A 26,906-nucleotide genomic window follows, 5' to 3' on the forward strand; every position below is an offset into this window, starting at 1 on the left:
TATTATAACCTGCTAGGTCACTTTCTGTATTTGCTTTCCAAATTAAGTCTATATGTTTTCATAGCCAACACCTTTAAGATTTAGCGGAGTATTGGGGGGTATGGTGTCTGTCTGCGCATTTGTTCCGAATGGGCATATAATCAAAATGATCGCAAATATTATAAATCGTATCATCTTATTATCCTTAATTAAATCTATGGTGAATGAATTTAACAATTATTTTTTTTTATGACTTTATAACCAAAAGATTTCAATCTATACTTTTTAGAACCAACCGTAATTATTTTCTTTTGATTATGATAGTTTAGCAGAAACAAATATGTGTTCTTCTCTCCCTTTCGCTGAACAAATTGTAAATCAGGATCAGAAATCTTTGCTTGTCTTTTTATGTTATCAAGTGAAACTATTTTTTCGTAAAGCAGTAAATGCTCATCACTGCTATATCCAAGTGCATATCCAAGAATTGTAGCTGTGCCCTTGCCAATTTTTCTATTGATAGCACAGACTTCACCGTTACTTGTTCTCGAAACTATTTCTGCATCGCTTGATTGATAAATTTGTTTCGATTTAAAAATCGTAAATACATCTTCAATTCCAAATGCATTTATTTTATTTGAACTTTCGCTATTTGAAAATTGAATATCAAACTCATCCTTTAGCACTGTGCAGGGATTTAGATACAAATCTAAAGTAGGTAAAGCAGGATACAATATTAAATGACCCCCAGCCTTTGTGTAATCAGCAAGCAGGTTCTGAGTTTCTGCATCCATAAACTCTGTTGTAACAACCCAAAGTTGTTTGTACTTAAGTAAATCATCTACGGCAGTAGTTTCTAAATCTTTAATATCATAATTATAATTTAACGTTTGAAGCCCGCGTAATAATCCATTAAAAAATATTTCTTCACGAATAAATCTTGGATCATATTGCAGACCTAATTTATCAACATCAAGTCGTTTTTCTTTGAGCAGTTGAGAAGTTGTCAGCTCTGTATAGAAATATGGTTTGTATAATCCAACACAAATATCCGCTTTGGTTTCGCTGAGTAGTAAATTCTCTTTCTCTTTATTGATGAAGTTGTTAACCTTTTTTATTGAATCATACAAAGGAGATTTTTCGGCTTTGTAATCAAGAGGAGTTTGATAGTAAAAAGTCTTTCCATAAAATCCTTTCCCTTTAGGATTAATTCCTTGAGAAAACATCTTAATAGTTTAGACTTTTCATACCATGAGCAAGTGAAGCAAAATAAAATGTTTCTAAATCACTTGCATCACTTTTAACATGATGCTCGCGAGTTCCTGCTTGAAATTCTGCAGCCCACACTGGTGCATTTGGCTGCATAGCTTCTAGAATTTTTATTGCAAGCTAAATCAGAATGAGCATTTCTAAAAGAAACAAATTCTGGAATATGATCCAATCCAAAAACAATATCATCACGAGTACGCATGATTTCTTCATAAGTGCTAATAAGCATCGGAAGTTCTGCCGCGTTACCGTAAATCCAGCCTGGAATGTTGTGTGTAAGCTGAACATTTATATCGTAACTTTTTATTTTTTTAATTAATACATCTAGATATTGAGTAAAATAGTGACGATAGAAAAGATGAAAATCATGGTATGCACAATAATCTTGTTTGATCTCAATCTTCCCCACTGGTGCAGAAAGGTTTTCGAATGATGAATAATTTATCCCGTAAATATTGTTTAGATTTTCAATTGATAAATATTTCTCAATCAAAAATTCTTTGTATAATGTTATCACCGAAGGATTGTAATCGATCTTACCTAAAAGCCATTGGAATACACCAACTTCATTACAAACCTGCAACATTATAATCGGTCCATTATTACTCTGCTGATTTTCAGAAATGATTGGCATCACTTTATCATACCAAAGAAAAGTATAACGCAGATATTCATCAGACATGTATGACATCAAATCGCGTGAGATTACATTTCCATGTTCATCCAAAGCAAAAGAATCTTTACAACACCGTTCTAGAAGCCATGTGGGAAGCCCATGTGAATCGTACTCGGCAAGAATATACGGACCGGGTTTTACAATTAAATCCAAGCCTATTTTCTTACATAATTTTATGTACTTTAAAAAGTTTCGTGCTGGATTTGTTTCGCCTGTAAAATCAAACTTGCCTTCTTCATATTCGTGCCAATCCCAGGGAATATATGTTGAAGTAGTATTTGCACCGGATTGTTTCAGTAATGTTAAATGCTTTTCCCATAATTTTGGATTAAGTCTGAAGTAATGTATTTCTCCAGAAATTATAAAATGTGGTTTTCCGTTTTTTAAAAAATATCCTTTTGATGCGCTGAAGCTCATTTAATCAAAACCGACTCTATTTATTGAATTAAAATAAAAATTCACTATTTCCTTGTAGGATATTGAATTTTTGTTCTCTACCATTCCTAATCACTTTCAACTGAAAGTCACCATCAGATTGAACAGTAATCTTAAATGTATCATCCACTCGCTCGGCAACCAAATCAACAACATGTCCATTAAATCTAAACCTTTCACAGCCGGAACGTTTGTCAGAATTTACTTTCCAGACCAATTCGTTCTCCGGTGCATTAGGTTTTAATCCGATTCCATATTCAATAAAATAAAGTACCGGCGCTAACGCCCCCCATCCAACAATATCTTTTACAACCGGCGCTCCGTCTGTGTTGATTCCTTCCTTAATAGAGTCCGCAGCAAAATTTTCCCAGAATGTACATGTCTTCTTAAATATTTGTACGACAGCATCTAAATGTTTAAGAGCAATCTCTTCAGCGAGATCATTATATCCGCAAGCATCTAAGCCTTTAATAATCATTGTATTTGTCATAACCCAGACCGCACCAGACCAGTATCCACCTTGCGGATAATATTCTTTTTCATCTGCTGCAAGAGAAGGTACTGGATGCAATCTTCCAAATGTTTTGGGATTGTTTAGTTGTTCGACAAGATATATTGTTCTATCGGACGGAGCAGTTTTTGAAAGTAGTGTCCAGAAAGCTGCAATAGTTTTGATTGTACAAAATTCTTCATCTATTGTTAAATCAAAATAAAATTTCTTTTCATCATCCCACATGTTAGCATTTATTATTGCTGAAAGACTGTCTGCATCGTCATTAAAAATTTTTGCTTCAATTTCGAAACCTAAAATATCAGATAGTTCAGAAAGATTTCTTGCAAAGAGAACCATCTCTGAGGAAATGTCGATTCCTGTTCCTCCGCTTGCAAGACAAATATTTCTTGGCGAATTATCCATACTTGCCCAATCTGTAATGTATAATCCATTTCCCTGCCGGATATATTTCTTCAAAGCTTCGTAATATTTTATTAATGGTAGTCTAACTAATTCTAACCGTGCTTTGTCGCCTGTCCATTTATAGCTTTCCAATTCCGCCCAGGCTAGAATCGGATGGTTCAATGCATCAAGCGTTAATTTAGGATTTGGAGTAGGTGTCGCCCTTCCTTTATAAATTACATCAGCTTTGTATTGATTAAAGTACTCATCAAATCCCCAGCGGCTAAAGAGAGGTAGATTTTCATTATTTCTCCACGGATCAAAATCAATTCCGGTAGTACGATTTATTTCTCTACAAATTTCTCCAGTAGAATATTGTTTAATATAGAAATTATCTAAAGAAGAAATTCCAGGAACCAAAGGATGCGCCACATTTAAGAACATTGTTTGAAAAGCAGTATCCCACAAAAATAAATTTGCATTAAAAGCACAATCAAGAAATTGAGAAACAAAACCGCTTCCATCTGCAGGCGCTTGAAAGTTTTTGAAAGCCATTTCCCAGGATGCCCAGTAAGTTTCAATCCAGAGTGGATTTTCATCATAAATCGGATTTGGCAATAAATCCTTTGTATCATCGAACTTTGGTAGCGGACGTGGCTCATAAGTTTTTTTTGAAAAGTATATCCCCTGCACTTCGCCATTTTGGGGTAGTAAAAAGATAGAATAGAAACTTAGGATAAGTAATAGAGTCATGATTATATTAGTTTTCATTGACTAATCCTCAATAAGCTATAACTAATTTAGCAGGAAATTCTTTCACATCAATTTCATTTTTTGTGAATGAATTCGTTTCTTTACCATTTACCGTTACACCGATAGGAAGTTTTGATTCATTAAAGTTTTTAATTTTTATTCCGTTCTTTGGTAGATTAACATCACCATAAATCGATAAAGTATATTTTTCATTTTCTTTTTTAATTGAGTATGAAATATCTCCGAAGTATGTAGGAAGTTTTTCAATCGACATTCCATTTGGCGAATCAATCCAATCCTGATAAAGCGCTGATGCTAATACTAAAGATTCATCAGCTTCATTTTCATAAACAAACATGGAACGAATTGCATTTAAAAAATCGGAACCAACCCATGTATGCGGCATATCTCCAATAAATCTTGGTATGCGTTTATCTTTCCAAACAACTTCTGCCCAATGATTCCATCCATGCGGACGTTGATCATTTAAAAAGAATTCTATCAATTCATATTGCACGTCCCGGTTGATCCAATTGAATGAAAGAACCAATCAAACGATTTTCATAAGGAGTGTAATTAACCCAATCAATTTTATCATCTCTTCTGCTTTTAAAGTATTCATAGTACTTGTTAAAAGTATTGTAAACTCGCGGTTTCGGTAGGTTACTCAATTCGTTGCAAGGAGTTAGAGCAATTGTTGTTGATGTGGCGTCAAAGTCACCAAGCTCAACACAGCCCGGAATGTAATCAATATTTCTTGTCTTCATCGCGAGCTTAAGTGAATTGTAAAGATTTTCATTAAATGTATCTCTAACTTTTTTTATTCTTTCATAAGATTCTTTTTCACCAAGTATTTTTTGAATCTCTGCTGCATCTTTTAACCCTTTCATAGTAAAAAAATTATCCCAGTACGAGTGCATTGGCTTTGCTGAGTAACCTTCGTGACTAATCGATTCAGTAACCAAACCATAATAAGCTCGAACGCTGTCATTGCCATTTTTAAAATGGTCAGTTGATCTTTCGGCAATTAATGATTCAATATACTCAACAGCTTTTTTTACATTTTCATTTTTTGATCTTAGGAAAGTAGTGTCTTTTGTAAAGTTAAAATATTCACGAATCAGATAAATCATTTCACCATGACTGTCATTTTCAGGAACCGGATCGGGACCCCTGGAATCAACAACACAAGGCACTTTACCATTTTCAAATTGATTAGCAGTGTACCAATCAATAAAATCTTTTACTTCAGCTACAATTCCGGATTTTAATAATGCAGATGAAGTTAATGCTCCATCTCTTATCCAGCTTCGTTCATAAGATCGTGAGCCGGGTTGAATTCCCGCTTTGTCTCTATTAATTAAAATGTATGCAAGATTTGATTTGTATGTGTTTACTATTCTATCGGCAGATTTAGGAAGATTAAATTTTATATAATCTACTTTTGATTTCCAGAAATTTTTTGTTTCTTCAAATTTCTGTTCGATTATTTCATCAGTTAAATTTTCCTTTATTGATTCCTTTCCATAGAACGGTACGGCGACATATACAATTTTTGCTTCCCCGGACCTCAAATCAAAATCATATCTCAAAACTCCGCTTGCAAGATTTGTTGCATCAACAACTGATTTATTTTGAGAAATGTTATCGTTGCTTACAGCATCAACAATATTTCCTTCATCAAAAGTGTTCGCACCAAAAGAAGTGTAATGAGTAATCGGAATTACTTCTTTATCATCATTTACATAAATCTTACCACTACTTTCTTTAATAGAATTAATCTTTCCGACTCCACCGGTAATATTTAAGAATTGATAGTAAGGATTAACCTGAAATGGGTGAATAAGTAAAAACAAACTTCCGTTTTTATGTAATAAAGAATTATTTGAAAGTGTGTACTTAAAATAAAGTACAGAACTTTTATTTGCCTCGCCGTTTGCAAATACTTTGGTTTCAAAATCAAGATCATTGCAATTCCAATTTACTTTTGGAATTGGAAGATAGTTTTCTTCGAGAGATTGTGTTGAACTTACATTAGTCCAATTAAACAACTTATCATCAACTTTGATAATTGGTTCAATTGAAAACTCTGCTTTATCAACCTCAACCATTCCATCTTCATTAATCAACGCTTCTTTAACATCATTATTAACTCCCACCACAGTCCAATAAGAAGCTTGTTCCAAAAAATATCTTGGGTAATTTCCTTTTGGTGAATTCTTAGCGATATAAATGAGAAAATCATTTGGAGTTAAAGAATTCTTAATATCAAGAAATTTTATTTCGTTGATACCAAATCCTTCAGCAGAATTAGCTTCAAGAAGATTTATTTAAAAATCTTGCTTCTGCCTCTGTTAGCTTTATAAAACTAACATCACTCTGGTTGGATGAAACTGAGTAAACTTTTTCCCAATCACTTCCGTTCTCAGAAAGTAATATCTCAAAAGATTTGGCGTGATGAATTTTTAACCAATCAATTTTTAATCCTCCGAATTCCCTTCGGGTTTTGAAATCAATTGTAATTGATTGATTATTTGTACCAATACTCTTCCAATAAGTACCTGATGAAACATCAATAATATTCCCTGGTATCAAGTCAAAGGATTGCGATTTAGCTGTTACAAGAGGTGTTGGATAAACATTTGTTTCAGATTGCAGTGGTTCAAACTTCAAATCATCAATCCAAACACTTCCTTTACCTCCAACGAATGAGGCAATTGTAAATTCAATTCTGTCTATTCGCTTTAAAGACTGATCTTCAGTTGGTCCCCAGGCAAACTGGATGTGTCTTTTTTTATCTTTATTTTTTTCCACTCAGCTGGGAAATCGTAATTTCTGTTGTTTACCCACCAAACATTATTGCCGGTGCTGTCAATAAATTTTATTTCAAAATTGTTTGATGGAGATTCTGCTTTAACGTAAAAAGTACATTCAAAATTCTCAGTTAGATCAATCGGAAAGAATTTTTGAATACCGCCGTAGCCAGTACCTTTAGTAAAATCATACTCAAACTTTACCGCATTGCCGTGTAGACCAATCTCGCTTGAAATTGATAGATCAACTCCGTCGGCTTTTATTAAGTCCCATCCTTTAGTGCTTTCAAAATCATCCAGCGTTGTTGATTGAGCACTTAGGATATTGTTTCTTAATATCAGTATCGTTATTGCGAAAATTGTTCTAAAGATTATATGATTGATTGACATTTTTAATTTATACTTAAAAATCTTGCCACGAATTTCACTAATTAACACGAATTAAATTTTATTTGATATATTCAAAACTAAGTCTATTCAGTCCTTTTTGAATGATAGGATCCTTCATCACATAATTCCAGATCAAGCCAGTTCTAAAATTCTCAATCATCAAGAGCATCGGACCTTGATCAATCCCGATGTATTCTTTGTTGAACCAATTTAAAGTAGGATTAAATGCGTCAACGTATCCATATTCTTTCCATAAATCTTTACCGTATTTTTTATTAAAAGATTTTATAGTTGGAAGAACAACTTCTGGGACAAAAACAATTGAGGATATTGCTGCATAAGGTGCGATTGTTCCATCATCAAAGTAATTAAAATCAGCACCGCTTGTACCTCTCGCTGCATAACCCAAAAACTGTTTGCTATCATAATTATATTTTTCTGTTGGACCATCGCAAGCTGAAAGTCCCCAACAGAGAGAATCGTACCCCTCCCAACTGTAAGAATTTTCGATTGCGTATTGTCTTTGCACTAAAGTTGCCCGTCTTGAATTTTCAAAATAATCTATTCCTTTATTTTTCATAAATGAATCAGCAAGTCCATGGAAATCTATGAACACATGAGAGAATTGATGACCAAATAGTGGGGGAAATGCAGCGTGAGAAAGATTCGGATATGGCGTTCTCCAATCATAAGAAGCTAACCATGTTTTATATCCGGCTTCAACATTTTTCATTCCACTTCCTGCGGCAAGAATGTAAAGGAACAATGCTTCGTTATAACCATTCCATCCCATAAAATGCAGTCCTTCATTTGGTTTCCATCCCATTGAAATTGTATTTGCATATTCGCCTGTTGGAGGCATTTCAAAAAAATCCCAGTCAAGTCTCTTTAATAGATTTGCAGCAAGGTTGCGAATTTCATTTTCAACATCGTTCACTTGATTATAATATTTTCTTGCAAAAATGATTCCCATCATTAATAAACCGGTATCAATCGTGGAAAGTTCGCAGTTCCATTCGCGGGTACCAGAATTCATTCTTAAGAAATGATAATAAAATCCTTTGTAGCCTGTAACATTTGTATCAGAACTTTGGACAGAATTGAAAAAGAATTTTAAAGTATTAAGAGTTATCAGAGCAGCTCTGTCACGAGTTATCCAACCGTGTTCAACTCCAACTGCGTAAGATGGAAGTGCAAAACCAATTGCAGCAATACTTGCAGGTGCCCAGCTTGCGCTTCTGTCTTTCACCAAACCGTTTTCAGGATTAGATTCATTTAGAAAATACAGAAAGGTTTTATACTGAATTGAATCTAAAAGTTTGTTGTCATCAGTTGAAAGATCGTAATTAATTTTTCCCTTTGATTCAAACGAGAAATAATTTTGCTGCGCCTGACATCCCACAAATAAGAATATCAGTAACACAAATATTTTTAAAATATTCATCATCATCATTTTTTTTGTTTTCAAATTTCGATTAGAGAAATACTTCAACATTCACAATATCTTTCCTAACAGGTTTGATTATAAACCCTTCCAACTTTTTCCCATCAACTGTAATAAATTGATCAGATGAATTATTATTTCTTTTTCTTACAACCTTAATATTATAGATCGTCCCTCTAAATAATCTTTTGATAGAAAATTCCTCCCAATCATCCGGTATGCAGGGATCAATTAATAGCCCACCCTTTGTTGCGCGAACGCCAAGTATCCAATCAACAATAACTTTTTGATACCACGCTGCTGAGCCAGTGTACCAAGTCCAGCCGCCCATTCCATAATTAGGTGATTCAGGTCCATCAATATTGCCGGGAGTAACATAAGGCTCGGCGACATATTCTTCAGGATTCATTCCATTATAAATTGGACAAAGATTTTTATAAGCAGTAAAAGACAAATCATTTTTCTTTAATAAAGAGAAAGCCCAAATTGCCCAAGTTGCAGCATGAGAATACACCCCACCATTTTCTCTTCTGCCTGGCGCATAGCGAGAAAGATATCCAATCATTTTATCCGGCTTTGAATAAGCGGGACTTAAAAGTAAGCATCCATTCTTTTTTAGTAGATGTTTTGTTACCGAGTCCATAGCTTTTTTCTGTTTACTGTTTTCTGCAATACCACTTATTACGGACCAGGTTTGAGCATTAAGATAAATTTTACCTTCATGTGAAGTTTTGCTTCCAACTTTTTTGCCATCGTCTTTTGTAGCACGCCAAAACCATTCTCCATCCCAGGCATATTTATCAAATGCTTTTTTTATTAGAATAGATTTTTTGGAATATTGTTTATAAAGGTTTTCGTTACCAATTTCTCTTGAAAGCTCAGCAAATCTTTTCAATATCAAATAGAAAAACTCTGTAAGCCAGATAGATTCCCCTTTCATATCTAATCCAACAGCACTAAGTCCATCGTTCCAATCTCCGGCACCAATCAAATTTAATCCACGCTTGCTCATTCTTGTTAATACTTTTTCAATTGCAGCAACTGAGTGATTGAGTAAAGTATCTTTTTTATTTTTGTTATCGTAGTAAGGTTCTTTTACAGTAAGAATTTTATAATCAGCAGTTTCATCAATGTATTGAAGAATGACGAATGGAAGCCAAAGCAAATCGTCAGTCATTTTAGTTGGCAAACCTGTTTCAGAAATTGGATGCCACCAATGCAGCACACTTCCATCTTCAAATTGATGACGAGCATGCAAACGAATTTGCTGCGCTGTTCTCTCTGGATCTATAGGAAGAAATACCAAGCTATCCTGCAACTGATCTCTGAATCCGAATGCGCCGCTTTGCTGATAATAAGCTGTACGTGCAAATAACCTTCCTGCAATTGCCTGATATCGAAGCCACTTATTCACTAGCAGATTCATTGCTTTATCAGGTGTTTCGATTACCAAAGTATCAAACATTTTTTGCCAGGAAAGCTTTACTTCGGTTAATGCGCTGTCAATATTTTTTTGTGATAAGAATTTTTTTAATGATACTGCAATTGCTTTTTTATTTTCTTTAATTCCTAAAAAGAAATTTAAATTTTTAGTTTCATTTGGTTTGATTTCAATATTTGTTTTAACAGCGCCAATTGAGTCATTCCACTTACCAAGTTTTTTACTTAAGGATTTTGCAGTTAAACCAGCAGGATTTTGAATCGAACCATATTGACCCACAAAAGAATTTTTATCTCCGTCATAATCTGAAATTTTTTCTGAACAGGAAATAAATCCCAAATAAGGATACTCAATATTCCAGTGTCCTCTATCTCCAAGCGGAATTTCCCACAATCCTTTTAGTTGCCGTCATACAATTAAGTTCAGAATCAAAATGAGTTTCTAAGAAAGACTTGTGAAATTCTCTGTGATGATCTGATGATGAACCGAGGCACCATTCAAAGTAAGTAAAAATTGATAATGATTTTTTCTGAGTAGTTTTATTTTCAATCTTAAAATTCCAGATTTCAAGATTTTCTCCGATAGGAACAAATACAGTTAAAATTATTTTGATACCTTTATATTCAGATATGAATTTGGAATAACCAAATCCATAAACAACTTGATAAAAGTCAAGATCAGTTTTTACCGGAATCCATGTCGGCGACCAGACATCGCCGGTAAGATTATCTTTTACGTAAAAATATTTTCCCCAATTATCCTGCACCAAATCCTGATGCCAGCGGTTAAGTCTGTTAAATTCAGAATGATCAAGCCAGCTAAAACCGCCACCTGTCTGGGAAATTACTAAGCCGTACCTGCCATTTGAAATTACATTAACCCATGGTTTTGGAGTTTTAAAGTCCGTAATAATATATTCATTGCGGTCTGAAGAAAAGTGTCCGAATTTAGTTTTGAATTGTCCCATTGTATTTTTTTTTAACAAGATTCCCTAATTTTTAATTCCGTTGCTATTCTAATTGAATGTAAACTATAACTTTGATCCTGCGTCATTTTTTTTATCAATATTTCTGCGGCTGCTTTACCTACTTCCTCAATTTGAACTCTTACAGTAGTTAGCCCTGGAGAAATATATTTTGAGACAAAAATGTCATCAAAGCCTGCAATTGCAATGTCGTCAGGAATTTTTAATTTAAGATTTGCTGCTGCATCATAACAACCCAAAGCCATCATATCATTAGCAGCAAAGATAACATCAGGTTTGTTTTTCATTTTAGCTGCAGAGAAAAATGCAGTTTCCCCGCTCTCTCGACTAAAATCTCCAGGTAAAATCGATGATTTTGAAATATTTAAATTGTTTTTTTTACAAGCATCAATAAATCCTTTTTTTCTGAACACAGCGTCATCATTATCAGAGGGACCGGAAATATGCACTGGATTTTTATAATTTTTTGTTCTTAATAAAAATTCTGTCATTCCGAAAGCACCTTGATAGTTATCAATTGTAATAGTATCATATTTTGTTTTTTGGTCAGAACCGGTAATGAGTACAACGGGTATTCTGCTCTGATCAATTACTTTTATAAATTCTTCAGTGAGTGATGAAACTAAGATGATTATTCCACCTAACATCCCTCCCTTAATGAACGTGGTAACTGAGTCTGCAAGTGATCTGTATTTGTGAGAGCTGGCAACCATTGTAAAAAATTTTGATGAAAATGTGACCTCATCAACCCCGCGAATAATTTCAGTGAAGAACTCATCATAAATATCCGGAAGTATTAATCCTATTACATTCGATTGACGCTTAACAAAACTTCTGGCAAGAAGATTTGGGTTATAATTTAATTCTTTTGAAATTTTTAGGATAAGATTTCGCGTTTCGTCTTTAACCCGGTGGTCATTGTTTAATGCTCTGCTGACAGTAGCTATGGAAACATTTGCTTTTTTAGCTATTACTTTTATAGTAGGCGGTGTCATTAATATACATCATAAAAAAAGGGCAGGTCAATAAACCTGCCCTCAATTAACTTTAGATTATTTCATCAAAGTCATTTTTTTACTAAGCACTGAAGTTTGTCCATCAACACCATGGGCATTCACAGTATAAACATAAACTCCGGAACTTAAGCTGGCAGCATCAAAATTAAATGAATATTTGCCCGATTCTAAAGTGCCGTTATATATATCCACTACTTTCTGACCGAGTAAATTATAAACTGCAAATTCTATATTAGATTTTACCGGAAGAGAAAATGAAAGTGAAGTTGTTGGGTTGAAAGGATTAGGGAAATTCTGCTCTAATAAAAATTTATCCGGAGCATAAGAACCAAGATTAATAATCTCTGAATATTCGAAGCTACCGCCAAAATCAATTTGTTTTAAACGATATGAAAACGATCCGCCGCCATTGACAGTATTATCTGTGTAAGTATAACTCCTTTTTTCAGTTGTAGTACCATTGCCTTTAACAAATCCAATAGTAGCAAAAATGTTACCATCAACACTTCTTTGAATTTCAAAACCCTGATTGTTAATTTCGGTAGCTGTTGTCCAGATTAATTGAGCATCCCCGTTTAACCAATTAGCAGTAAATGAAGTTAATTCAACCGGAAGAAAGTCTTCAAATCTAATATTATCTATATAGTTAATACTTGAATGAGTTCTTGCACCATCTTCCATATCAGGAATTAGGGTCAATGTAGCAGAGGTTACACCATTATCTGCACAATATTCAAATATCATTTCTTGCCATTCATTTACAACTGTATTTGAATCGAAGTGGTCAACATTAGGTGGTTCAAGTTTTAAGTTAAACCTTGAAGTAACGTTTTTGTAAACAAGAGCTTTGACGTAACAATTGCTTGCATCTATGGTCATATCCGGGAAATCAGAACACCATACCCCCGCCCATGGATCGCCATCAGCACCGATAACTAACATAGCACAACTATCTGATGTGTTTATTCCACTTGGGTCAGGATTTGCCACTATGTCAAAACTTCCGCCTGTTCCCTGAGAAAAAATATTCCAGGTCCAAGTATTTCCAACTGTTTCAAAATCTATTGGCTGTGCCAATAAAGAAGTTGAGAACAGAAAAAGTGAAACCAATAACAACCGTTTCATAATGAACTCCTTTAAATTTATTGATAAATTAAATAAATCAAATGTAAACGTTTACATTTAGGTATAACTTAATCATTCATTTTCTAAAAGTCAAGATGTAGTCCAATATTTTTTTTGCTCCCATTTGAAATTTTGATTTTTTTCAAATATTTTTTTGAAAAATTTATTCAATTTGATTCTCCCAAATAGTTAGCAAGATCAGTCTGTCGGAAGAAATAAAAATTATTTGGTGAATGAGAAACTTTTATTTACTTTTTGTTCAGATTTTATGTTGAGTTTAATTCAATATTCAATAACAAACACATAAAGGGAAGATGAAAATAATAATAATAACCTTTGTACTTTTTTTTACATCCATTTCATTTAGCCAAACTGTCGCCGACTCACTTTTGAAACCCGGCTGGAATCCTAATGGAGTAGTCGGTTTAAATCTTAGCCAGATAGCATTCAGTAATTGGACACAAGGGGGTTCTAATTCACTCGCCTTTACTTTTTATTCAAACTTTGGAGCAGTATATTTTAATTATCCCTGGAAATGGAAATCATACTTAAAATCTGCATTCGGAAGAACGAAACTAGAAGATGCTGGTTATCGAACGACCGACAATGAAATTTATTTCGAAACGTTGCTTTCTCGAGATATTAATTGGGCAGTTGATCCTTATTTTGCAGTTACTATCCGCAGTGCAGTTACTAAGGGTTATGATTACACGGTTACTCCCTCCGTTCAAATAGTTGATTTTTTTGATCCGGGTTATGTTACTGAATCCCTCGGATTTTTATACAATGAAGGAAGCGTATTTTCGACCAGACTTGGTTTAGCAATTCAACAAACATTTGCTAAAAAATTTACTGGATACACAGATGATCTGGAAACGTTAAATGAAATTGAAGATTTCAAATTTGATACCGGACTTGAATCGGTTAGCGAATTGAAATATGATTTTGCAACCAACATGTCTTACTCCTCCTTTCTCCGATTGTTTTCACGATTCAATCAACTTGATGTGTGGGATATTAGGTGGGATAATAATATTGCTGCAAAAGTTAATGATTATGTTAGCGTGAATTTAAATGTTGTCCTCGTTCATGAAATTAGTCAATCAAGAAAAACACAGTTGAAAGAGGCTCTTCAGTTAGGTATTATTTATACTATTTTCTAAAAATATTTCAAAATCATTAAGGAGGTTCTTATGTCACTGGTAAAAGAATTCAAAGCCTTTGCGATGCGAGGTAACGTTGTGGATATGGCAGTCGGTATTGTTATCGGTGCTGCTTTTGGAAAAATTGTAAGTTCATTTGTTGGGGATGTTTTAATGCCGCCGCTTGGAGCAATGCTCGGTGGGCTTGATTTCACAAACTTAGCAACGACTCTAAAACCAGCAACGGAAACTTCTCCCGCAGTACTTTGGAAATATGGAAGTTTCATTCAAACAGTTGTTGATTTTCTTATTGTTGCTTTCGCAATTTTTATGGTTATAAAAGCAATGAATTCCACGAAGAAAAAAGAAGTTGAACAACCCGCCGTTCCACCAAAACCGTCGGAAGAAGTTGTTTTATTAACTCAGATTCGGGATGCACTGAAGAAGTAAAATTTTTCACAAAGGATTCTCACTTATTTCTTTAAAGTAGGGAATCCTTTTTTTTATTCTTAATTATTAAACGGATAAACTAATGGTAACGAAAGAAGATTTCATCAATCATATTAATTCAGCCTATAACTTTAAAGGTGAATTCATTTCGATTGGAGGGGCAATTCTTAATGGTGAATGCATTCCCAACCTCAATATTAAAATCCCGCTGAAAACTTTAAACCGACACGGACTAATTGCGGGGGCAACCGGAACCGGTAAAACAAAAACACTTCAGCTTATTGCTGAATCTCTCTCTGCTAAGAGTATTCCTGTTGTAATGATGGATATTAAAGGTGATTTAAGTGGTATAGCAAAAGCGGGTTCGATAAATCCCAAAATAGAAGAACGTCACAATAAAATCGGTACTGCTTACTCCCCCTATGAATTTCCAGTAGAACTTTTAACACTATCAAATGAAAAAGGAGTAAGATTAAGAGCTACGGTTTCTGAATTCGGTCCTGTACTTTTTTCTAAAATGCTCGAGTTAAATGAAACTCAATCAAGTATAATTTCGGTCTTATTTAAATACTGCGACGACAATGGATTGCCACTACTTGATTTAAAAGATTTTAAAAAAGTTCTCCAGTTTTCTATTAACGAGGGCAAAGCTAAACTTGAAGAGAATTATGGCATGATTTCTTCTGCTTCAGTTGGAATAATTTTAAGAAAGGTTGTTGAGTTAGAGCAGCAAGGTGCAGAATTATTTTTTGGTGAAAAATCATTTGAAGTAAACGATCTTATACGAATAGATGACAATGGATACGGAATTATATCAATCATCAGGCTGGTTGATTTGCAGGACAGATCAAAATTATTTTCTACATTTATGCTTTCGCTGCTTGCAGAAATTTATTCTTCCTTCCCTGAAGAAGGTGACCTTTCACAGCCAAAATTAGCAATCTTTATTGATGAAGCTCATTTGATTTTTAACGATGCTCCAAAAGTTTTATTAGATCAAATTGAAACAATAATAAAATTAATCAGATCAAAGGGTGTGGGAATATTCTTCTGTACACAAAATCCGACTGATATTCCTGCAAGTGTATTAAGCCAGTTAGGATTGAAAGTTCAGCATGCACTGCGCGCTTTCACTGCACAGGACAGAAAAATGATTAAACTAACATCCGAAAATTACCCACTATCGGATTATTACAAAACTGATGAGCTTTTAACTTCACTCGGAATTGGTGAAGCTGCAATATCTGCTCTGGATGAAAAAGGTTCTCCCACTCCCCTTGCTGCAACGCTGCTTTGCGCACCTCGTTCGAGAATGGACATATTAACGACTCAGGAAATTGATGAATTAATTTTGAAGTCGAAGTTAGTTCCAAAATATAATCAGTCAATTGACCGCGAAAGTGCATTCGAAATTTTAACTAAAAAACTTGACTCTGCCCGTCAAATTCCTGAAATCAAATTCGATTCACCCAAGCAGGATACTAAAATCAGAACATCAAACAAAACAACTCAAGATAAGAGTGTTCTTAAAGATGTGTTGAATAGCAAAGTAACTAAGCAAATCGGTACAACAGTTATGCGGGAACTTACGCGAGGTCTATTAGGAGTGCTGGGGCTTGGAGGTAAATCTCGCAGATGATTTTTGAATAATTTTTATTTCACTAAATCATTGCAGATAGAAGATGATTTCTCTTTCAGCTTTTTGCAAGTCTTCGGGTGTATCAAGCTCGATGCATTTTAGTTCTCCAACATCTTCAGTAAAAATTTTTTCGCTTGAATCAATAAGTCGCTGAAAAGCAGCTTCGTAAAAAATATTTGTTTGATTTTCCTGTAAAATCATTTTATCAAGAAGTTGGAATAATTTTTTAGAAAACAAGTCACCAAATTTCTCAATTCCGATAGACTCACCAATTGCATCTTCAAGACTGACTACTTTACCAATTTCTTTAATTGAACCGTCACTATTCAAACTGATCTTGATTTCCTCTTCGCTCAGATGGTCATCGGAGCGAAGCGCCAAAACATTTTGATAACGTGAATCATTAAGCAACGAGACAATTTTTTTATCATAGATGATATCACTATCTAAAAGAATAAATTCCTTTCCCCCAACCTCTGATTTAGTTAACCACAATGAATAAATATTATTTGTTACTTCGTATTTTTCATTGAAAATGTATTTTACATTTAAAGATGGAAACTGGCTGTTTATAAAATATTTTATTTGCTCTTGCAAATATCCGGTTACAATCACAAAATCATTTATACCGTTAAAGAGCAAATTTGAAATCGTTCTTTCGAGTATCGTTTTACCAGCAAGTTTTAACAAGCATTTAGGAGTGTTGTTCGTAAGTGGTCGAAGTCTAAAAGCTACTCCAGCCGCCAAAATCACTGCTTGCATTTTATTTTGCATCCAAAGTGTTTCTATCAATTAGATATTGAACTGTAAACAAAATTACTGCAAGTAAATTTCCAACGATTATTAATCCTAAAAGATAAATATCTATTCTACCGATTAGACAGGTAATAATTAAAAATGTCCACTGCGTTGTTGGGCCAAGGTAAGTCCAAAAGTGAATAAAATTTTTATTCTTATGGACATAATCTTCACGGTCGAAATTTTTTGAGAATGAAGTGTTTTTATTTGCAGAGATTATTTTATTCTGAATCAAAGAATAATTCAAATAAACATTGATAATAAGTTTTTCGATTGATCGTCCACCGACTTTTTTTAATTGCTCATATTCGTCTTTAAATTGCTGCAGTTCTTCTTCAAGAATACTAACTCTATTCAATTTGTGATCAAGATATTTTGTTCTATAATAATCAAGCAAACCAGATTGAACAGCATTACTTACCCCTGCCAACGCTGTCATAGTCCACCAGAATGCCGGCGATTCTGAATTAGATGCGAAGCCGATCCCAATCCCGATATATGCTGCAATGCTAACAATATAATCGGCAAATCCATCCAATATTCTTCCGAGGTGGGTGCCGTTATGTTTTAATCTCGCAAGTTGTCCATCACTGCAGTCAAGCACATCATAAAGTAAAATCGATAATGCAGCTATAATAAATGCTGTTTTTGAGTTAAACGCAATTGCGACTCCTGCCCAGATTCCAAAAATCATTGATGCAAAGGTAAGTTGATTTGGAGTCAGGTTAGTTCTGTAAATAATTTTTACAAACAGAAAAGCAAGTGGTCTATAAATAATAAGATCAAATACTTCCTCTACCTCGATGGATTTTAAAGAGCTGTTAAATTGGGAAATCCAACCAGACATACTTATTTGAAGAACTCCTCAACAGCTTCAACTACTCGAAGATTTTGTTCTTGAGTGCCTAAAGAAATCCTAATGTGCGAGTTCAATAGCTCCTCGTCCATAAATTTTAGATGAATTCCTTTTTCTATTAAAAATTTATTTAATTCATTTTTAATGGATGGGGGAATTTCCACAAGAATGAAATTCGCATTCGATTGGAATACAGTAAAACCAGGAATTTGCCCCAGTCGTGAATAATAAAGTTTTCTGTCTTGCTTCATCTTTTGAGCAATGTCAAAATAATAATCAGGTGAATCCAGAGCAGCAATGGCTAGCATTTCTGAAATGCGATTGTAGCCAAGATATCTGTTCGTGAATTTAGTTAGCTGCTGATGATTTTTGCCGAGCACCGCAAATCCAATTCGCGTTCCGGCAAGAGCATAATACTTGGAGAAAGTTCTGATCATTAAAAGATTTGGATATGCATTAATAAAATCGCTGACATTTTCAGTAATTCCATTGTAGAAATAAGCTTCATCAAGCACTACGATTGTATCTTTGACGAAGTCTAAAAATTTTATCAAATCATTTTTATCTATTGAATTTCCGGTTGGATTATTTGGTGAACTGATGAAAATCATATTTGGTTTTTCAGTTTTATAAAGATTCATCATATTATCAAGATCATAATAAAATGAATCTGTTCCCTTCTTTAATGAATACTCAACGTTTATTCCACCCACCTCGTCTGCCATCTTTTTATAATACCACCACGAATATGTTGGCACCATTAGCTTATCACCTTTTTTCAAATAGCATTGAATTGCTTGTTTCAGCAAATCTTCAGCGCCATAACCGAGTACAATTCTATCTTCGGATAATCCGAAATCATCGGCGAGTCGTTTAGATAAAATACTTTTCGTACCTTTTGTAAATGCTCTGGTGTACCAGCTCATTTTAGTAAGGTCAGCAGACTTCAAAACCTCGTAGCATTTTGGTGCGGGCCCATAATTATTTTCATTCCTATCAAGGAAAAGAAATTGTTTTTGCATAGCTAAGCCTAATAAAAATTATAATTCAATTGTTTGAAAATATTAAAAAATCATTTAAGAATAACATTGAAATGCATCAGATGTTATTTCTCTCACAATTTACGATATAATAAAAGTGGTTAGTGCTTTATAAATCAAGTAAATACCTATTGATATCAAAACATAGCTCAATAATTTAATTGTAAAATTTAAGAATTCAATTTTAAATTTATTTCGATATTTAACCACAGTTTTTGAATAAAGAAACAACCAGACAAAACTTCCAAAAGCTACCGAAATTGAATACACAGAACTTAATAAGAGTGGATGGAGACTTTCAGTTTCGGAAGTGCTTTGCTCTTGAATGTCTGATGTTAGCGGGGGCGAATTAATTTCATCTTTTGTGTTACCTGTAATTTCCTGAAACGTATTAAGATTTTTATTCACCAGCAGGTCTAATCCTCCAGTGTTAATTCCAATTGAAGAGACGAAAGAAAAAATTATGAAAGTTGAAGTCAGCCAACCAAGGAATAAAGAAGGATTAGTGAGGTTGACAAATATGCCGGTTCTCATACCCCCCTTATTTTTTATTTTATCACTAATCACTTTTTCCGTATCAACATTATCAAAATTTAATTTCATTTTGAGCATACGCAACCCGACAAGAATAAGTATAATAGAACCGAAAAACAGTAAGTATGGTATAAGCGGCTGATATAAATTGTACAATGCCGAAATTCCATAGACGATAATCATCACATAAAAAAATTCGATGATAGATGACCCGATAGCCGTACGAAGACAATATCTTAATCTGCCTCCGAGAGCATTCGATGTAATAATTATATTTATTGGTCCCGCAACAGGAATTGAAAACAGAAATCCCGCAAAAAAACCAATTAAAATTAAATTGATAAAAGCTATAGTCATAAATTTTTGATATTATAAAAATACGATTTAGCCTGCATCATTTTATTGCATTGAAGTTAAAATTGAGAAATTTTAATATGTAGTGTAATATCATCAGAGGTGACTCACATGAAGAATAGAAGATATGCCAAAATCATGCTGACTTTTTAAATGCAGCTATTGCATCTTTCAACGATGGATAAATACTAAAAAATTTTTTTACCCCGGTTAATTCGATAACAGATGCGACTTCATTATTAAGCGAACTAACTGCAAGATTGCCCCCCACCAATTTTACTTTTTATAGCAAATAAGGATTGCGCTCAGAAAAGTTGAGTCAACAAAATGACAGTTCTTCATTTCCAAAACGATCTGTACCCAGCCTTCATCAATAAACTTATTCAATTCATTCTTAAAAACTTCCGAGTCTTTACCCGTTGCTCTGTTCAAATTAAACTTTACGACTAAAACATCCCCTGTTTTTTTAAAGTCAAAATTAGTCATGCTTTACCTTTCAATAAATATGCGCGCAAAATTAAATAATTTAGAATGAATATCTATAAAAATAATTCCTTGATTTTTAAATACTCATCTAAAGAATGAGGATTGACCAATACATCCTTATTATCCACACTTTTTCCATTTATTAATCGAGCTACAGCAATCTCAACTTTTTTACCATTCACAGTATGTGGAATTTCTTTCACTTGAAATATTTTCGCAGGGACATGTCGTGCAGTTGCAAGATTCCGAATTGCTGATTTTATTTTTTGCTCAAGTTTAACATCTAATAATATATCATTCTTTAAAACTACAAAAAGAATAACCCGAACATCGTTTTGATAATTTTGCCCGATTACAATGCTATCACTAATTTCAGGCATTGCTTCTACAATCCTATATATTTCAGCAGTACCGATTCGCACACCCCCCGGGTTTAGAGTTGCATCAGACCTGCCATAAACAATAATTCCATTACTATTAGTAATTTCGATATAATCTCCGTGACACCAAACTCCAGAAAATTTTTCAAAATATGCAGAATGATATTTTTTATTGTCAGTATCATTCCAAAAATAAACGGGCATGGACGGAAAAGGTTCCGTACAAACTAACTCGCCTTTTTCATTTGCAACAGGCTGTCCATCATCATTGAAAGCTAAAACTTTCATCCCCAATCCAGCTGTTTGGATCTCGCCTTGATAAACAGGTTTAATCGGGTTGCCGAGCATAAAACAAGAAATAATATCAGTACCGCCGGAGATAGAAGAAAGTTGAATATCATCTTTCACGTTGGAATAAATCCAATGAAAATTATCTTCGGAGAGTGGTGAGCCAGTTGATAATACACACCGAAGCGATGAAAGATCAAACTGATTTTTAGGGATCAATTTAGATTTCTCGCAAATAGAAATAAACTTCGGACTTGTCCCAAAAACAGAAATTTTTTCTTCTTCTATTTTATTCCACAAGACTGTTTCGTTTGGATAGATTGGAGATCCATCATAAATAAAAATTTTCGAACCAATTTGTAACGAGCTTACCAACCAGTTCCACATCATCCAGCCGCAAGTAGTGAAAAAAGTAATTACATCACTTCTTTTTAAATTAGTGTGAAGCGATAATTCTTTAAAATGTTGAAGCAAAGTTCCACCTGCCCCATGCACAATACACTTGGGAACGCCGGTTGTACCTGAAGAATACATTATATAAACAGGATGATCAAATGGAAGCTGTTCAAACCGAATGACTGATTCATTATTATTAATAAGATCGGGAAACAAAAGATTATTGCTATTTTTGGATCCGTCAGAAACGCGAGTTGAAGACTTTGATTTAAAATCATAAAAGTTTGGAACAATAATCAAGTGCTCTAATTCAGGGAGTTGATTTACAATCTGTTCAATCTTCTGAGTGCAATCAATTTTTTTCCCGTTGTAGAAATAACTCTCTGAAGCAAATAATATTTTCGGTTTTATTTGACCAAAGCGATCAATCACTCCCTGCAAACCAAAGTCAGGTGACGTTGATGACCAAACTGCGCCAATGCTTGTTGTTGAGAGCATAGCAATGATTGCTTCCGGAACATTTGAAATATAACCGCAAACGCGATCACCCTTTTTTACACCAAGTTTTTTTAGGCTAAAAGTACAGCGGGCAACAAGACGATTCAATTCTGAATAAGTAATTTTTATTGTAGGATAGTTTTCACGTGCAGAGATAATTGCAATCTGATCGTCATAAAATCTTAATAAATTTTCAGCAAAATTTAGCTTTGAACCTTCAAACCATTTAGCCCCGGGCATTTTTCTTTCAGATAAAATTCTGTCGTAAGATTTAGAGTGTATTACATTCGAAAACTTCCAGATACATTCCCAAAATTGTTCAATTGAATTTACAGACCAGGAATATAATTGATCATAATCACCGAAAGAATTTCCAGTTTTTTTCGAAACAAATTCCATAAATCTGTTCAAATTAGAATTTTCAATCTGTTCTTTAGAAGGCGACCAAAGTGGAATAGAAGAATTCATGTTAAATATCACGAATTATTTTATGTAGGATGGGGTAAGTGCAGCTTTCCATGCAAAAATAGAATCCCCTTTCTCCAAAGCACACTTTGCTGTGAGTTCGATCAATAATTTTTTTTTCGGGTGATTTGATTCTAGATAGTACAAAGCGAGTTTGAACATTTTTTCGTATTGATTAGTCTGCTGAGAACGCTGAAAAGCTTCTTCAGAGATTTCAAATTCAGGAATTGATTTAAGTTTCATTTCGTTCACAAAATTTAATACATCTTTTTCAGTTGGTATTGATTCAATATTTGCAAATCTTCCCAGGTTGTTTGCGGAGTAGGTACCGGAAAATTTTATTATATCTGGTAAATTATCATATCCAATCCCTTTTTTTTGATTAGGTTTTTCAACTATAAAGATTGAATCACCATTAGCACGACAATAATAATCAGCGGACATTCGGGAGACTAAATCAATTAGTTGGGGTTGGATAATTCCATCCTTAAAGATATCCTCCGCACAATGAATTTTTATCACTTCGCAAATTGCAATGTTAGCAGAAGCACCGCCGCTGCCGTAGCTCATCATATCTTTTAATATACATTCCATCTGAAAAGGTGATTCTTTAACACGCTTAGGTTTTACTAAATCAGAATCAATAGGAGTTAAACCAGACTTAATAAATTCATCAATCTCAGGAGCATATTCTGTGGAAGCCAAACTAATTTGCTCCACCATCGAAAATGTTACAGCGTGTACTACACACTCTTTAGTAGTTACTAAATTATTATAAGAATCTTTTAAAGATCCATCCCTTCCACGTCTTGATGGTGAAAAGGCAATAATCGGCGGGTTGGCTCCGAATACATTATAGAAAGAAAAAGGAGTTAAATTATTAATCCCGCTTTCAGAAATAGTCGAGACCAATGCGATTGGACGTGGAGCAATTCCTCCCAGTAAAATCTGATGAAGTTTCGGAACTGTTAATTCCTTCGGTTCAAAATGCAGCATCAGCTAAACTTTTTTCTTTGCAAGAATTGAATACGAATTTGGAGATTTAACAAATTTATTCACAAGTCTACCCAAGCCGGATATTTCTATCTCAACAGTATCCCCTTCTTTAAACCAAACTGGAATAAAATTTTCTCCTTTGGCTTTTGCTTCAAGTGCGTGCGTTCCATTTAATTCTAAATAACAACCGGTTCCACAAGTTCCTGAACCAATAACATCGCCCGGATATAAGGTAACTCCGTATGACGCCCGTTCGATTATTTCAGCAAATGTCCAATCCATGTCTTTCATATTGCCGCTTGAAATTTGCGTTCCGTTATGCCAGGCTTTCATTTCAAGTGCGTATTTATTTCCAAATTCTGTTTTAATTTTTTGCGGTTCAAGTTCATCGGGAGTAACAAGCCACGGACCAATAGCAGTTGCAAAATCTTTTCCCTTTGCCGGACCAAGATTCAGTTTCATCTCATCCATTTGAAGAACACGTGCAGAAAAATCATTCATTATCATGTAGCCTGCAATGAATGAATCTGCATCCTGTGATGAAATATTTTTGCCTTCTTTTCCAATTACAATGGCGGCTTCTAACTCAAAATCTAATCCTTTTAGATGATCTTCCTCTAGGTGTACATCGCCAGGGCCAATGATTGCATTATGGTTTGTAAAATAAAAAATCGGGAACTGATCGAACTCCGGAATCATTTCGACTCCACGATTTCTTCGAGCAGTAGCTACATGTTGTCGGAATGCATATCCATCTCTGCAAGACGTCGGCTTTGGTACCGGAGCCAGAATTTTTATTTCCTGCTCGCTGAAAAATTTCTGAATTTTTTCAGATTTAATCTCCGCTTCAACTTTTCTAGCTAATAATATATTCTCGTCGAATTTTTTCAAAAATTTTTTCATTTTAGAAGGAATTTTGATTCCAAGTTGCAATGCGCAATCTTTAAGATCAAAAATTTTTTGATTGAAAAATATTCCCAATCTTTCTTCTGAGTCATTCTGATAAGAAACGAACTTCATTAAAACTCCATTAATTAAAATTTATTTTTCGAGCCATGATTGTGAATAATCCCCTACCATTGTTTCTTTTACATTTGTTGTCAGGAACAAGGGTGAAAAAGTGTCGATCATTACTGCATATTCCTCTGTCTCCCTTTTCCCAATCGAAGCCTCCGTTCTTCCCGGCTGCGGTCCGTGTGGAATACCCATTGGATGCAGTGTAATTGATCCTTCTTGAACTCCCGTCCGTGACATAAAATCTCCGTGTACATAATATAATACCTCATCGCTATCAACATTTGAATGATAGTATGGAGCAGGAATTGCCTGCGGATGGAAATCATAAAGACGCGGAACGAAATTACAAATAACAAAATTTTGAGTCGTAAACATTAGGTGCACGGGTGGTGGTAAATGTATTTTCCCAACTTTCGGCGCATAATCTTTGAGATTAAACGTATAAGGATAAAGGAATCCATCCCAACCAATTACATCAAATGGATGATGAGGTAAATGATACTCAAAATATTTATTCCTAACTTTTAAGATCAAATTGAATTGCCCAACTTTATCCATTGGTTCGCGGTAAACGGGAGGTTTAAAATCACGCTCATAATATGGAGCGTCCTCAGTTAGTTGTCCATACTCATTTCTAAAATGTTTAGGAATATCAAAGGGAGTGTCAGATTCAATAATCATCAATTTAACATCATTATAATCATCAAATTTCAATTGATAAGTTGTGCCTTTAGGAATTACAATATAATCCCAATTATCAAATTCTAATTTACCATACTCAGAAAGCATTTCACCTTTCCCATTATGCACCAAAACAATTTCGTGTGCATAACTATTTCGAAAAAACAAATCTGTGTCTTCAGTTGGATTCGCTGTTGAGATAACACAATTGTTATTTTTCAGAAATTCTTGACGGGCTGTTAAAAAGTTACCCGATGTTTTTTTCTTTCCTGTCATAAAATGATAGTATTGAAGCGGAGCATCAGTCCAGATTTTGTCCTTTAATAAATCAACTTCGCTAATGCTTTCGACCTGAGGCGGCATATAAAGATGATATTTATTTGAATAAATGCCGGCAAAACCTTTTGTGCTAAATAGTTCTTCACGATAAAGTGATTTACCGTCATCCTTAAAAAACGTTATATGTCTTTTAGCAGGTACTTTTCCTAATTTTATATAATAAGCCACGTTATACTCCTTTTATAAATAAAAATATCTTCTACTTACTCACGATCAAAGTTACCGCGAAGCTGTTGATCTCTTTCAATTGATTCGAACAGTGATTGGAAATTTCCTTGACCAAATCCTTCAGCACCTTTTCTTCTTTGTATAATTTCATAGAAAAATGTTGGTCTATCACCAATTGGTTTTGTAAAAAGTTGGAGCAAGTATCCTTTGCCTTCCAGATCGCAAAGTATTCCATATTTCTTTAACTCGTTCATATCCTCCGTAACTTCCCAGCCTTTTTCTTTTAGCATTTTATAATAAGTATCGGGAGGTGTAGTAAGAAATTCTACTCCATTTTCTCTCAACGCTTTGATTGTGGCAATGATATTTTCAGTTGCAATAGCAATATGCTGAATTCCAGAGCCAAAGTATTCATCAATATACTCTTCTATTTGAGATTTTTTTAATCCTTCAAAAGGTTCATTGATAGGATTTTTTATCGGAGCACCCTCTCGCGACCTTACCACTTTTGAAAGTAGTGCAGAATATTGTGTAGAAATATCTCCTTCACCGAACTCAATAAATGTCTCAAAGTTCAAGCTTTTATTAATATAATTTGCCCATAAGTTCATTTCATTTGTTCGAACATTTCCAACAATATGATCAACTGACATTAATCCTGTTTCTTCATTTCTAATTTCAATATTTTGTATTGGTTTTCCAAATCCCGGCTTGAATAAACCTTTGTAGTTATCTCTATTTATAAATACAATTTCTGCATCGTCATAAAGTTTAATTGCAGCTTCTTCTAAATGACCGAATTCGTCTTCAAACTGTTTTGGATTTCTGATCGGAATTGCTCCATTTGAGAGAGCTTTTTTATAAGTATCTTTTACATCATTAACTTTCAAAGACCATCGCTTAACACCGTCACCATGTTTTTCAACAAATGAAGATATTTCATAAGCAGTCGGTTTTACTGCTGAAGTGAAGACAAAACGTAAATCATTTTTTTCGAGATAGTAAGATACTTTCTCCTTGTTACCAGTTTCTGGTCCGAGATAAGCTGTAATTGTCATGCCCATCGCTTTTGCATGCCAGTAAGCCCACATTTTTGCTGAACCAACATAAAACTCAATAAAGTCGTAACCGATTAGACCTAACTGATTCATCATTTATCAA

Annotated in this window: 23 protein-coding genes and 1 pseudogene; 3 read left to right on the forward strand and 21 right to left on the reverse strand. The window is 34.1% G+C overall.

Annotated features, from left to right (window positions below):
* Window positions 1–209 precede the first annotated feature (209 nt).
* The 11 genes and pseudogenes from IPH11_12245 to IPH11_12295 form a co-directional block, all read right to left on the reverse strand.
* The gene (locus IPH11_12245) at window positions 210–1,202 is read right to left on the reverse strand and encodes a hypothetical protein (protein MBK6914374.1); all 993 of its coding nucleotides are present in this window, start codon (window positions 1,200–1,202) and stop codon (window positions 210–212) included.
* A gap of 74 nt (window positions 1,203–1,276) precedes the next feature.
* Complete coding sequence (locus tag IPH11_12250) at window positions 1,277–2,338, reverse strand: beta-galactosidase (GenBank protein MBK6914375.1); 1,062 nt, start codon at window positions 2,336–2,338, stop codon at window positions 1,277–1,279.
* Between the two features lie 28 nt (window positions 2,339–2,366).
* Window positions 2,367–4,022 (reverse strand): alpha,alpha-trehalase, encoded by a 1,656-nt coding sequence (locus IPH11_12255; GenBank protein MBK6914376.1) that lies wholly within the window; start codon window positions 4,020–4,022, stop codon window positions 2,367–2,369.
* Between the two features lie 10 nt (window positions 4,023–4,032).
* Complete coding sequence (locus IPH11_12260) at window positions 4,033–4,509, reverse strand: hypothetical protein (GenBank protein MBK6914377.1); 477 nt, start codon at window positions 4,507–4,509, stop codon at window positions 4,033–4,035.
* 1 nt (window position 4,510) lies between these two features.
* Window positions 4,511–6,190 carry a hypothetical protein gene (locus IPH11_12265; protein MBK6914378.1) on the reverse strand — a complete coding sequence of 560 codons (1,680 nt, stop codon included), beginning with the start codon at window positions 6,188–6,190 and terminating at the stop codon, window positions 4,511–4,513.
* A gap of 130 nt (window positions 6,191–6,320) precedes the next feature.
* A complete protein-coding gene (locus tag IPH11_12270) occupies window positions 6,321–6,818 on the reverse strand; it encodes a discoidin domain-containing protein (protein MBK6914379.1) in 498 nt (165 codons plus the stop codon).
* A complete protein-coding gene (locus tag IPH11_12275) occupies window positions 6,749–7,207 on the reverse strand; it encodes a hypothetical protein (protein MBK6914380.1) in 459 nt (152 codons plus the stop codon). The genes IPH11_12270 and IPH11_12275 overlap by 70 nt, the downstream gene beginning before the upstream one ends.
* Window positions 7,208–7,265: 58 nt before the next feature.
* Window positions 7,266–8,651 (reverse strand): Tat pathway signal protein, encoded by a 1,386-nt coding sequence (locus IPH11_12280; protein MBK6914381.1) that lies wholly within the window; start codon window positions 8,649–8,651, stop codon window positions 7,266–7,268.
* Window positions 8,652–8,682: 31 nt separating this feature from the next.
* Window positions 8,683–11,059 (reverse strand): annotated as a pseudogene (locus IPH11_12285) (glycosyl transferase family 36).
* Between the two features lie 11 nt (window positions 11,060–11,070).
* Window positions 11,071–12,072, reverse strand: coding sequence for a LacI family DNA-binding transcriptional regulator (locus IPH11_12290; protein MBK6914382.1), 1,002 nt, complete (start codon window positions 12,070–12,072; stop codon window positions 11,071–11,073).
* A 57-nt stretch (window positions 12,073–12,129) separates the two neighbouring features.
* Window positions 12,130–13,218 carry a T9SS type A sorting domain-containing protein gene (locus tag IPH11_12295; GenBank protein MBK6914383.1) on the reverse strand — a complete coding sequence of 363 codons (1,089 nt, stop codon included), beginning with the start codon at window positions 13,216–13,218 and terminating at the stop codon, window positions 12,130–12,132.
* Between the two features lie 314 nt (window positions 13,219–13,532).
* Here IPH11_12295 and IPH11_12300 point away from each other — a divergent pair, with 314 nt between their 5' ends.
* The 3 genes from IPH11_12300 (at window position 13,533) to IPH11_12310 (ending at window position 16,449) form a co-directional block, all read left to right on the forward strand.
* A complete protein-coding gene (locus IPH11_12300; GenBank protein MBK6914384.1) occupies window positions 13,533–14,381 on the forward strand; it encodes a DUF3078 domain-containing protein in 849 nt (282 codons plus the stop codon).
* Between the two features lie 30 nt (window positions 14,382–14,411).
* On the forward strand, window positions 14,412–14,810 hold the full coding sequence (gene mscL, locus IPH11_12305; protein MBK6914385.1) for a large-conductance mechanosensitive channel protein MscL: 399 nt from the start codon (window positions 14,412–14,414) through the stop codon (window positions 14,808–14,810).
* An 82-nt stretch (window positions 14,811–14,892) separates the two neighbouring features.
* Window positions 14,893–16,449, forward strand: a complete 1,557-nt coding sequence (locus IPH11_12310) for a DUF853 family protein (GenBank protein ID MBK6914386.1) — start codon at window positions 14,893–14,895, stop codon at window positions 16,447–16,449.
* A 27-nt stretch (window positions 16,450–16,476) separates the two neighbouring features.
* Here IPH11_12310 and IPH11_12315 read toward each other — a convergent pair whose 3' ends face one another.
* The 10 genes from IPH11_12315 to hppD all read right to left on the reverse strand — a co-directional run bounded on the left by IPH11_12315 (window position 16,477) and on the right by hppD (window position 26,896).
* The gene (locus IPH11_12315; GenBank protein ID MBK6914387.1) at window positions 16,477–17,211 is read right to left on the reverse strand and encodes a phosphocholine cytidylyltransferase family protein; all 735 of its coding nucleotides are present in this window, start codon (window positions 17,209–17,211) and stop codon (window positions 16,477–16,479) included.
* 1 nt (window position 17,212) lies between these two features.
* Window positions 17,213–18,094 (reverse strand): CDP-alcohol phosphatidyltransferase family protein, encoded by an 882-nt coding sequence (locus IPH11_12320; GenBank protein MBK6914388.1) that lies wholly within the window; start codon window positions 18,092–18,094, stop codon window positions 17,213–17,215.
* 2 nt (window positions 18,095–18,096) lie between these two features.
* Window positions 18,097–19,125, reverse strand: a complete 1,029-nt coding sequence (locus tag IPH11_12325) for a histidinol-phosphate aminotransferase family protein (protein ID MBK6914389.1) — start codon at window positions 19,123–19,125, stop codon at window positions 18,097–18,099.
* 99 nt (window positions 19,126–19,224) lie between these two features.
* Window positions 19,225–20,034, reverse strand: a complete 810-nt coding sequence (locus IPH11_12330) for a LysE family transporter (GenBank protein ID MBK6914390.1) — start codon at window positions 20,032–20,034, stop codon at window positions 19,225–19,227.
* A 273-nt stretch (window positions 20,035–20,307) separates the two neighbouring features.
* Window positions 20,308–20,517, reverse strand: a complete 210-nt coding sequence (locus IPH11_12335) for a hypothetical protein (protein MBK6914391.1) — start codon at window positions 20,515–20,517, stop codon at window positions 20,308–20,310.
* A 53-nt stretch (window positions 20,518–20,570) separates the two neighbouring features.
* The gene (locus IPH11_12340; GenBank protein ID MBK6914392.1) at window positions 20,571–22,547 is read right to left on the reverse strand and encodes an acetoacetate--CoA ligase; all 1,977 of its coding nucleotides are present in this window, start codon (window positions 22,545–22,547) and stop codon (window positions 20,571–20,573) included.
* Window positions 22,548–22,562: 15 nt separating this feature from the next.
* Window positions 22,563–23,540, reverse strand: coding sequence for a flavin reductase family protein (locus tag IPH11_12345; protein MBK6914393.1), 978 nt, complete (start codon window positions 23,538–23,540; stop codon window positions 22,563–22,565).
* 3 nt (window positions 23,541–23,543) lie between these two features.
* A complete protein-coding gene (locus tag IPH11_12350; protein ID MBK6914394.1) occupies window positions 23,544–24,560 on the reverse strand; it encodes a fumarylacetoacetate hydrolase family protein in 1,017 nt (338 codons plus the stop codon).
* Window positions 24,561–24,581: 21 nt separating this feature from the next.
* Window positions 24,582–25,745, reverse strand: coding sequence for a homogentisate 1,2-dioxygenase (locus IPH11_12355; GenBank protein ID MBK6914395.1), 1,164 nt, complete (start codon window positions 25,743–25,745; stop codon window positions 24,582–24,584).
* 35 nt (window positions 25,746–25,780) lie between these two features.
* Window positions 25,781–26,896, reverse strand: coding sequence for a 4-hydroxyphenylpyruvate dioxygenase (gene hppD, locus IPH11_12360; protein ID MBK6914396.1), 1,116 nt, complete (start codon window positions 26,894–26,896; stop codon window positions 25,781–25,783).
* Window positions 26,897–26,906: the final 10 nt, after the last annotated feature.

Source organism: Ignavibacteriales bacterium (assembly GCA_016709155.1).
In the GTDB taxonomy this organism is placed as follows: Bacteria; Bacteroidota; Ignavibacteria; order Ignavibacteriales; family Ignavibacteriaceae; genus JADJEI01.

Coding starts and splice junctions, on each gene's coding strand:
- IPH11_12345 (MBK6914393.1), bottom strand. CDS start 23,540: ATGCTGCATTTTGAACCGAAGGAATTAACAGTTCCGAAACTTCATCAG.
- IPH11_12280 (MBK6914381.1), bottom strand. CDS start 8,651: ATGAATATTTTAAAAATATTTGTGTTACTGATATTCTTATTTGTGGGA.
- IPH11_12335 (MBK6914391.1), bottom strand. CDS start 20,517: ATGACTAATTTTGACTTTAAAAAAACAGGGGATGTTTTAGTCGTAAAG.
- hppD (MBK6914396.1), bottom strand. CDS start 26,896: ATGAATCAGTTAGGTCTAATCGGTTACGACTTTATTGAGTTTTATGTT.
- IPH11_12275 (MBK6914380.1), bottom strand. CDS start 7,207: ATGTCAATCAATCATATAATCTTTAGAACAATTTTCGCAATAACGATA.
- IPH11_12340 (MBK6914392.1), bottom strand. CDS start 22,547: ATGAATTCTTCTATTCCACTTTGGTCGCCTTCTAAAGAACAGATTGAA.
- IPH11_12245 (MBK6914374.1), bottom strand. CDS start 1,202: ATGTTTTCTCAAGGAATTAATCCTAAAGGGAAAGGATTTTATGGAAAG.
- IPH11_12250 (MBK6914375.1), bottom strand. CDS start 2,338: ATGAGCTTCAGCGCATCAAAAGGATATTTTTTAAAAAACGGAAAACCA.
- IPH11_12350 (MBK6914394.1), bottom strand. CDS start 24,560: ATGAAGTTCGTTTCTTATCAGAATGACTCAGAAGAAAGATTGGGAATA.
- IPH11_12295 (MBK6914383.1), bottom strand. CDS start 13,218: ATGAAACGGTTGTTATTGGTTTCACTTTTTCTGTTCTCAACTTCTTTA.
- IPH11_12310 (MBK6914386.1), top strand. CDS start 14,893: ATGGTAACGAAAGAAGATTTCATCAATCATATTAATTCAGCCTATAAC.
- IPH11_12300 (MBK6914384.1), top strand. CDS start 13,533: ATGAAAATAATAATAATAACCTTTGTACTTTTTTTTACATCCATTTCA.
- IPH11_12315 (MBK6914387.1), bottom strand. CDS start 17,211: ATGCAAGCAGTGATTTTGGCGGCTGGAGTAGCTTTTAGACTTCGACCA.
- IPH11_12330 (MBK6914390.1), bottom strand. CDS start 20,034: ATGACTATAGCTTTTATCAATTTAATTTTAATTGGTTTTTTTGCGGGA.
- IPH11_12320 (MBK6914388.1), bottom strand. CDS start 18,094: ATGTCTGGTTGGATTTCCCAATTTAACAGCTCTTTAAAATCCATCGAG.
- IPH11_12325 (MBK6914389.1), bottom strand. CDS start 19,125: ATGCAAAAACAATTTCTTTTCCTTGATAGGAATGAAAATAATTATGGG.
- IPH11_12290 (MBK6914382.1), bottom strand. CDS start 12,072: ATGACACCGCCTACTATAAAAGTAATAGCTAAAAAAGCAAATGTTTCC.
- mscL (MBK6914385.1), top strand. CDS start 14,412: ATGTCACTGGTAAAAGAATTCAAAGCCTTTGCGATGCGAGGTAACGTT.
- IPH11_12255 (MBK6914376.1), bottom strand. CDS start 4,022: ATGAAAACTAATATAATCATGACTCTATTACTTATCCTAAGTTTCTAT.